The organism is Arthrobacter glycogeni (assembly GCF_054510815.1).
The window spans coordinates 1-6,565 of record NZ_JBTNDV010000025.1; the positions used below are offsets into that span (position 1 = coordinate 1).

General features: G+C 58.3%; 9 protein-coding genes and 1 pseudogene. 5 read left to right on the forward strand and 5 right to left on the reverse strand.

Translation table 11 applies throughout. The annotated features are described in order from the left end of the window. Positions 1–205 (forward strand): S-layer homology domain-containing protein (locus tag ACX80G_RS16990; protein WP_459309191.1); only part of this gene is annotated, 205 nt, incomplete at its 5' end. Between the two features lie 24 nt (positions 206–229). Then, positions 230–325, forward strand: coding sequence for a DUF4113 domain-containing protein (locus tag ACX80G_RS16995; protein WP_459309192.1), 96 nt, complete (start codon positions 230–232; stop codon positions 323–325). Here ACX80G_RS16995 and ACX80G_RS17000 read toward each other — a convergent pair. From ACX80G_RS17000 to ACX80G_RS17010, 3 genes and pseudogenes are all read right to left on the reverse strand, one after another. After that, positions 322–561, reverse strand: a complete 240-nt coding sequence (locus ACX80G_RS17000; protein ID WP_459309194.1) for a hypothetical protein — start codon at positions 559–561, stop codon at positions 322–324. The genes ACX80G_RS16995 and ACX80G_RS17000 overlap by 4 nt on opposite strands. A gap of 91 nt (positions 562–652) precedes the next feature. Then, positions 653–1,183, reverse strand: a complete 531-nt coding sequence (locus tag ACX80G_RS17005; RefSeq protein ID WP_459309195.1) for a helix-turn-helix domain-containing protein — start codon at positions 1,181–1,183, stop codon at positions 653–655. Between the two features lie 573 nt (positions 1,184–1,756). Further along, a pseudogene (locus ACX80G_RS17010) lies at positions 1,757–2,234 on the reverse strand (DUF805 domain-containing protein). A 223-nt stretch (positions 2,235–2,457) separates the two neighbouring features. Here ACX80G_RS17010 and ACX80G_RS17015 point away from each other — a divergent pair. Then, complete coding sequence (locus ACX80G_RS17015) at positions 2,458–2,667, forward strand: hypothetical protein (protein ID WP_459309197.1); 210 nt, start codon at positions 2,458–2,460, stop codon at positions 2,665–2,667. A 494-nt stretch (positions 2,668–3,161) separates the two neighbouring features. Here the strand turns inward: ACX80G_RS17015 and ACX80G_RS17020 are convergent, their stop codons facing one another. Continuing rightward, on the reverse strand, positions 3,162–4,364 hold the full coding sequence (locus ACX80G_RS17020; protein ID WP_459309199.1) for a tyrosine-type recombinase/integrase: 1,203 nt from the start codon (positions 4,362–4,364) through the stop codon (positions 3,162–3,164). Next, positions 4,364–4,567 carry a helix-turn-helix transcriptional regulator gene (locus ACX80G_RS17025; RefSeq protein ID WP_459309200.1) on the reverse strand — a complete coding sequence of 68 codons (204 nt, stop codon included), beginning with the start codon at positions 4,565–4,567 and terminating at the stop codon, positions 4,364–4,366. The genes ACX80G_RS17020 and ACX80G_RS17025 overlap by 1 nt, the downstream gene beginning before the upstream one ends. Positions 4,568–4,739: 172 nt before the next feature. Here ACX80G_RS17025 and ACX80G_RS17030 point away from each other — a divergent pair, with 172 nt between their 5' ends. Then, positions 4,740–5,231, forward strand: a complete 492-nt coding sequence (locus tag ACX80G_RS17030; RefSeq protein WP_459309202.1) for a type II secretion system protein — start codon at positions 4,740–4,742, stop codon at positions 5,229–5,231. A 268-nt stretch (positions 5,232–5,499) separates the two neighbouring features. Beyond that, a complete protein-coding gene (locus tag ACX80G_RS17035) occupies positions 5,500–5,907 on the forward strand; it encodes a hypothetical protein (protein ID WP_459309203.1) in 408 nt (135 codons plus the stop codon). Positions 5,908–6,565: the final 658 nt, after the last annotated feature.

A 6,565-nucleotide genomic window follows, 5' to 3' on the forward strand; every position in this document is an offset into this window, starting at 1 on the left:
CCCAGCCTTCACTCCACCAGCCACCTCCCCGTTCACCGACGTGTCCACCACCCAGCAGTTCTACAAGGAAATGGCCTGGCTGGCCGAAAGTGGAATCAGCACCGGCTGGGATGGCCCCAACGGCACCAAGACCTACCGCGCACTAACCCCAGTCAACCGCGACGCGATGGCAGCGTTCATGTACCGGTTCTCGGACCTCGGCTAGGGGCGAGCCTCGGCGCCACCCGGAATGCTCGCCCCGCCGGACTGGACCATGAGCCGGAAGCACTCCTCCCCGCCGTACACGATCGAATGGGCTGAACTGCCGGTCGTCAAAGGCCGCTAGGTGCCTCCGCCGTCCGCGCTGAACTTTGCTGCGTTGATCGACTCTTCGGCTACAAGAAGATAGTTTTCGCGACTGGCGTTCAGTGGCAACGAGTGGTTTCCGTACTTAAGATAGGCGAGCCGAACTAGCGTTTCGGCGTCCTCGATACCGAGGGCCAGGGCGATCAGGCCAAGATCCTCTATGTCCTTCTGACGCTCCGCTGCAAGCATGAAGGAGCAGGGCCGCTCCTCCGACAATTTGGATGTCGAGCAACCCCATGCTTGTTCAGCCGATCTTCCAGGTCGGCAAGCAGTCTCAGGACGTCCGCCGATTCGAGTCCCGGCCGGTTCATACCGTGGCTAGGTCCCGTTCGCGGATCCAGACGTTCATCGCCGCCAGGTCAGGGGGTGTGCCCTGGATCGGCGCTTCCGACGGTTTGGTGCGCAGTGACCATCCCGGGGTTGGCGATCCGGCAGTGGTGGCGATCCACCGGGTGATGGCCGCGAGAGCAACTAGATAGTCAGCATCGTCGATTCGAGGGGCCGACGTGAGGCTGGCGCGGCGGTCAGCCACTGACGAAGCGGCGTAATCCCCGAGGAGGCGAAGCGCGAAACGATAATCCCGGGCCGCCAAGGTGGCTGCGGACTCCTGGCCATAGTCCTTGGCGTTGTGAGATTGAGGCTGAGCCGCAGTGATGCCGAACCCGAGGACACTCATCACTTTGAGCGCGAGCCCGAGAGAGGAATTGTCTTTGCCTGCTTCGAGTTCGTTGATGAATTTCCTCGATACTCCGCAGCTATCCGCAAGAGACTGCTGGGTCGCACCGAGCTCGCGCCGCCGCTCCCGGATGCGCCGACCGAGGGCCGCTGGGTCCGTCACGATGGCTTCCATCCGATCATTTGTCACCATTCAGTTACATCTGAAAGCCTTCAGGAGTGGGGCATCCGTTCAACGCACGAGCCGCAGCGCCGGCGGCCGCGATTGGGCAGCACCCTCATCCCGTCCGCGCTGCAGTCGGGTCAGGCCGATGAGCAGATCCTTGGCAACCGTTTCAGCGAATTCCGCAGGGATGACCGGCGACGGTCGAGACCAATGAGCTCATGGCCCTGGGTGGAGCTCACACGGGAGATCAGTGCGCCGCGAGCTTCGGCGGCCATCAGGTCAGCCTGCGTCTAGGTTTCGAAGGGCTGGAAATAACCCCGCCGGGGGCTCATCAGAAAGGTGCAGACGACCCGCCCGTCAACGATCAGCTGTCGGACGATGTCGGCAGGATTCACAGTCGTGGTCATGATCCAGGGCGCGCACCGCAGCGGAACGAGGAGTCGACCCGCGCAAGTGGGAGATGTCATCGCCCCGCGGACGGTAGCGATGAACTTGCACCAGTTGCCCACACGAGTTCCTGGCGCACACCAAAGCGGATGGCGTCCGAGGACCAGGGGATAGCGGTAGAGCTTAGTAGCCTTCCGGTCGGTCGAATCGCTGGCCCGCGGGGTTGGACGGCAAAATCGTCATGACGAGTAGGGCCAGGGCGCCCAAAAGCGGTACGAGGGACAGCAATAGGAACCAGCCGCTCAAGTTCAAATCATGGAGGCGCCGTATGGTCAAAGCGATGGACGGAACAATGGTGGCGAGCACCCAGACGGCACTCAGAAGGAATCCGATGATCGCCGTGGGGCTGGCGGCGCCTCCGTCGGCTGGGGACATTCCGCCCCCCAAAACCTGTCGTGAGGTTCAGAACTGTGCCTAACACGATTGACACGGACATCCACCACCAGTATTCGCTGCGGCTGGCACGGCCGGAGAACATGGCGTACTTCTTAAAGAATCGCTGCACGGCTACCTTGAAGGGAGCACCGTAATAAGGTGCCTAGAGCGGCGGCTCATTGTTGGCGGCCGGTGTGCCGGATGCAGCGTAAGGCGATGAAGTCATCGTTCACCCAGAGAATTGGCGTCAGTCGGTGAGCCCATCGTAGGTGCTTGCACCCTAATAGATCTACCTACTCGTTCTCGACCGTCCCTTAGGAGTCTCGGCCCACTTGCTGGGCGCCTGGAATTCCGGCTGCGCACGGGTGCAGAAGGAGCTAGCTGTATTACCCATAGAGGTTAGTGACGGTCGGCGTGGTGTGGTGACATGAAGAAGACCTCCGGGTGTAGTGGGGCTTGTCAAGAGCATCGACGAAGTGACCTACACGACCTCACTCAAAGAAGCCGTGTCCTGGTCCGGCTCCGGTGGACTGGCACGCCCCGGGTCCATCACCGTTCTGACCCCGAACCCCCAGCTGGATGAAGATTACCTTCGGGTTGCCGTCCACGATCGGGCAGAGTGCCTGTCCGAGGATGGCGAGAATGAGTTCGAAGCGTAGCCACGACTGAAGCAGTGCAGCCTGCACAACGGCAGCCAGAACAGCCAAATGCAACCGGCGACGCGATCTCCGGTTTGCTGGCCGGCTTGTCCCGCAGCATCAAGAACGAGCGCCCGCCGTCGAACTCCTACAAGGCGATGGAAGCCTCAGAGGTCGTCGGACAGGTTGTCCGGCAACTCCACATTGCGATTATGGTCAGCCGAGAAGGTCCCGTATTTGCGTCCCCAAAGCTCGGGGAATGTCCTCTTTCGAGAAACAAGAAATCCGCTAGAACCGGGCTACTTCCCTTTGTTCTAGCGGATCTTTGGTGGAGCTAAGGGGATTCGAACCCCTGACCCCCTGTTAGGGGATCGATAATTCTTTCCCGTTCCTGTGATGTCCCGTATGGTCCCGCATACTAGCTATGGCGGGGATTACGCCGGTGAAGACGTTCCCGTGACTTCTCCTGAAATCACTTGTTTTCCCATTCAAAACGGGGGGAAAACGGGGGGAAATCAAGTTTGGTGTTGGAGATCATCCAAAGCACCAACCGGACCGTGCCGCTGCAGGATGGAGGATACGTCCGGGGCGATGTTGGGCCGCCGTTCGATGTAGTGCTCAATGGTGACCTTCTCATCGGCATGACCGAGCACCTTCGAGGCTGTCACCGCATCAAGCTCACGCTCAATCAAGGTCGCCACCGTTTTGCGAAAAACATGGGGCGTCACCCAGTCAAGGTTGTGCGCCGCTCGGATGGCTCGCCACTGACGATGGAAGTTGTTCGGGTAATACCAGGACCCCGTCGAGGAAGGGAACACCGCGTCGCAAAAGTTGTTGGTCGGAATCTCCACTCGTCGCCGCAACAGCATGTCCACAGCAAAGCGCGGAAGAGTGATGACTCGGTGACCGTCCTTGGACTTCGGCAACGGCTGCCGAGTCAGGGGAAGTCCCTTTATCTCCACCAAGGTGCCAGAGATCGTCACGGTAGGATTCTCCGACTCGAGGTCGACGTCATCCCATCGGATTGCCAGCACCTCACCGATGCGAACTCCGGTAGCCAGGAACATGTCCACGACATCAGGGACAAAGTCAGTCGCCTTAGGGCCCTTCACACCCGGTCCACGGCGCCACTCCCTGACAGCACGACGGACTCGACGCAACTCTCCCTCATCCAAAGTCCTGATCTCCTTCTTCTGCTTCTTTGGAGCTTCAGAATTCGATACCGGGTTGGTGGCGATGACGTCATGGCGAACGGCGACCTGCATTATCTGCTTCAAATGCACGCGAGCGTTCTTGGCCAAGGCTGGCTTGTTCTGACGCACAGCTACTTCGTTGACGAACGCAGTCACTCTCGAGACTGTGACCTCTCGAATTGTCAGTTGGCCGAAAGCTGGAAGTATCGTGGCCCGAGACAATCGCTCGTACTCGTCGACCGTCTGCGGCCTTCGGTTGGAGTTCCTCAGCTCTTCAAACCAGATCTCCATGAGCTGGCTGACGCGTGTTCTATCAGTGATTTCATCACCGGTTTGAGCTGACCGATCTCGAAGCTGAAGTGTCAGGTTGCGCTCTGCCTTGGCTGCAGTACTTCCCGCCGCCTCAACTCTTCTGGTCACTCCGTCGGCATCACGGAATCTCGCCCGAGCACGCCATTGCCCGCTTTCCTGCTTGGTCCTGCTGATCCTGCCCCAAGTACCAACTGGCAAAGCTTCTCTCGCCATTACGCAGTTTCAAGCTTCTCGGAGATGAACTCCATCAAATCCGAACGGCGGTAACGGATGTCTCGAGCTGTGAGCTTGACCCGGCGTGGGCCTGTGCCTGCTGATGCCCAGTTGGCCAAAGTCTTGGGCGAGAGCTGGAGCATCTCTGCTGCCTGAGGGACGGTAAGTAGCGTGTCCGGATCCCTGCTGATTTCCTGCGACATAGTTTGCTCCTGTTCCCGCTCATTCCCGAATGGTGCCTGGTTGTTCCTGAAGTATGCCTTAGTTCTCCTCATGGTGATCTCTATGCGTGCAATCTCCTGACGGCTGTCAGCGCAAGCGAGAGCGCCTACGCATGACTAGGTTCAGTAGTTTCTGCGAACAGTTGGAGCGTTGATGATTCACAACTTTAGGATGATTCCGAAAAGGCTGCGTAACGAGCATGGCGAATTCGATCTGGCCTCCGTCATGGTCGGTGCGACCGTTCTGGGCATCATGACAGGGGTCATTACTGCCGCAGTGTTCGGGGTGATCCCCTGGGCGCAGGATAACGCCGCAAAGCAGGACCTGATGACCGTGAGGGTCGCACAGTCGACCGTGGAGAAGGATCACCGGAAGTACCCGGATGAAGTCTCTACCGAGGGGCCCTATTTGGACTATGAAGGCCTTAGAGCCGCCGGGTACATCACCATCACCGACAGTGTGGTCGTGGACACCGACGCAGCCGGGAAATGCTACGTCGCGATCGCTAAGTCCGGTTCAGGGGACTATTACTACGTCACCGACCGAAAGCCCGACCCGGTCAAGTTCGTGGACAGCCTGACTGACTCCAACCTCGGCTGCAGTATTCCTGGCGGCGGCGTCGGACTTAAGAACACCGCCGTCTAGCCTCCACCCGATCAAGCCCCGGATCCTGATGGTCGGTCAGGCGAATGGATGGGCTGACTCTGGGTGGGTGGGAGGCAACATAGATTTTGGTGCCCTTAGGTGCTTCTTCTGGTCATAGATAATCATTGCCCTCCGCGCAGACTCATGCGCATCTATCGCCATCGCACTCTCCTTGATGATTGGTTACTCCTGATTTCGAGGTCCTAGATTGGCGGGGACATGCAACTCAGTATGCACAAGACAGGCATAATAAAGGCATTTTCGCGCCATGGAGCAGGAAGCGTTGGTAATGGAGAAGAATCCAAGAATGGAAGCCATAACCATCGCACCAGGACCACGCCACAGGACGAACTCGGTGATGGTCGACACCGCGGACGTAGTCCGTGAGCTTAATGACCTGCTGACCGCACGCATCGTTGCCGGGATGGCTGGCATCAAGGATCCCGGGCAGGCGCGCAAGTGGGCCAACGGAACAATTCCTGTGCCACCGCCAGCACAGGAGCGCCTCCGGTTTGCCTATGAGCTGCTGAAGCAGATCGAGTCGGCCCCGCCGTTCCGACGTCGCGTGAGACTTCAATCCCCTAGAATCTTGGTAGCGCAACAAATAAATAAATCAGGATGGAGTTATTTGTGTTTCCCAGAAGAGGGCAAGTATGGACCTATCGCGAACGAATGAGGTTCCTATCCTTTATGTGGACCATCCCCGCTGTATGATTTACGATTTTGGGACTTTATCTCGGAGTCGCTGACGGAAGCTGGATGGTACTGGTTCTAGCGGTCGTGCTTCTTGGGTTCGTTGGGGCTTTCTTCGTTTTGAACGAGCGTAAGTACCGTGGTGAACCGTGATTTAGGTCAGGCCTACTTACTCGTGCCTTGATCGATGACCTAGAGCTCTTCCAGTGTCGCGGTGGGGGATCGGCGGTCATTTTCTTTGGCAGCACCTCGTCGAAGCAACGACTTATGTTTGAGATAGAGCGACACTGCACTGAAGGTAGCGACGAGCGGGAGGACCGAAGCCAAGATCGATTGGATAAATCCACGGTCCACGACTATCGAGACATAAAGTACCCAGAATCCAGTGGCCACGACGACGCTGAGCCAGAAAGCGACTTTTATCTGTCCAAATGTGGGCGGAGGCGCCCAATTGGGGTGGTCCTTACGCATCGACATCATGGCAGCGATTCTACCTTTGCTCTCTGCTCAAACAATGCCGTCGAGGTAAGGGATCGGTGTATTCAAGCGGTCGTCGCAACGGTAGGGGTTTCTGGTTCGAATAGTAGTTGTTGCATGGCGTATGCGGGGGTGATTCCGCCGAGGGTTTTACGCGGCCGGTC